Annotated in this window: 1 protein-coding gene; it reads left to right on the top strand. The window is 39.6% G+C overall.

Features of this window, described 5'->3' with window-relative positions; all coding sequences use genetic code 11:
• Positions 1-250: 250 nt before the first annotated feature.
• Positions 251-1,726, top strand: coding sequence for a SulP family inorganic anion transporter (locus tag V7183_RS13620; protein WP_335359857.1), 1,476 nt, complete (start codon positions 251-253; stop codon positions 1,724-1,726).
• The last annotated feature ends 63 nt before the right edge of the window (positions 1,727-1,789 follow it).

Here is a 1,789-nt window from a genome sequence, read left to right as displayed (position 1 = left end):
CGGTCAGGGCCTGTTTCTGTTACATGCGAAGTGAAACAGAAAGAGAAAACGAGTGTAGGTTACTTTTTGTTCTGCATAGCAGGGATTTAGATGTCGGAAAATTAAAATGGATTTATGTAAAAGAGGAGAGAGTGAAAAGATGAAGGCGGTTACTTCACGAGACTGTAAAGAATTTATGCTGAAAGCCGCTGACGAATGAATCTTTTACAAGGTACAATGGAGCGTGGACATTATACAGAGGTGATTTTTTATGATTCAAAAAATAGCAAAAGAATGTTTAGCGGGATTTACCGTAGCGATTGTTGCGCTGCCGCTCGCGATTGCATTTGGGATTGCAGCGACAGGAACGTCTGAAGGGGCGTTAGTCGGATTGTACGGCGCCATTTTTGCTGGATTATTTGCAGCACTATTTGGTGGTACAGCAGGACAAGTAACAGGTCCCACAGGCCCAATTACAGTTATTGCGACAGGGATTATTGCCACTCACGGATTGGAAGCGAGTTTTATCGCGTTCATAATGGCTGGGCTATTTCAAATTTTATTTGGTGTATGTAAGCTCGGTTCGTATATTCGTTACATTCCATATTCTGTAGTTTCAGGATTTATGAACGGAATTGCGCTTCTGATTATTTTAGGTGAAATGAAGCATGTAAAGAATAGCTTCTTACTTGTTTTGTTAACGATCCTTGTGATGCTTCTTGCAGGAAAGTGGATTAAAGCGATCCCAGCAAGCCTGATTGCATTAGTAGGCGTTACAGCAACATTGCCATTATTTGCACATGTATTACAAGGACTTACGGTGCAGTTACCTTTTGTAGGAACGATTTCTTTAAATAAAGTCATTGAAAAGATTGGAGCAATTCCAGAAGCAATGCCGTCACTTCATTTAACATCTTTTAGTGGCTCGGTCGTACTGGAAATGATTTTACCGGCACTTAGTATTGCGTTATTAGGATCAATTGACTCATTATTAACATCCGTTGTGATGGATAATGTAACAGGTATGCGTCATAAAAGTAATAAAGAGTTGATTGGACAGGGAATTGGTAATATCGTGAGCGGGTTATTTGGAGGATTAGCAGGTGCGGGTGCAACGGTGAGATCGATTGTGAATATAAGAAGCGGCGGGAAAACAGCGTTATCTGCCTGCGTGCATAGCGTGATTTTATTTATTTTCATTATGGGACTCGGTGCAGTGGTGCAATATATTCCCCTTGCAGTATTATCAGGTATTTTAATTTTAACAGGCATCGGAATGTTTGATTGGGATAGCATGAAGAAAATACATGTAGCACCAAAAGGTGATGCGGTCGTGATGTTAGTAACAATGATTGTTACGGTGAAGTTTGATTTAATGATTGCTGTTGCATTTGGTATAATCCTTTCCTTCATTATATATATGTTGCAGTGTAAAGAGCGGAAAGCGTATATTGTTAAAGAAGAAGGGGAAGAAGCGACATATAGGATTCGAGGACCGCTTTCTTTCTTATCGGCGGATCATATTTTTTCTTCTTTACAAGAAGTGAAGTCTCATATGACGTTACGCTTGAGTGATGTGCACTATATAGATGCATCTGGAGCGATGGCATTATTAAACTTTATGGATCAGACGGAGAAAACAGGAGCGAGTATAACACTGGAGCATATACAGCCCCGCATTGAAAAGACACTGCTCACGATGGCAAGTGATGAGCAAAGGAAAAAATTACACATGGTACAAGTGTAGTATAATATAGTATAATAGAATTATATAAATGGGAAAAATAAACAAATTTAGCAGGGTGAAGAT

The organism is Bacillus sp. JJ1127, from assembly GCF_036965845.1.
Lineage (GTDB): Bacteria > Bacillota > Bacilli > Bacillales > Bacillaceae_G > Bacillus_A.
This window is presented reverse-complemented; position numbering and strand designations above follow the sequence as displayed.

What these genes read in the sequence shown, in the direction of transcription:
- V7183_RS13620 (WP_335359857.1), top strand. Translation starts at nt 251, where the DNA reads ATGATTCAAAAAATAGCAAAAGAATGTTTAGCGGGATTTACCGTAGCG.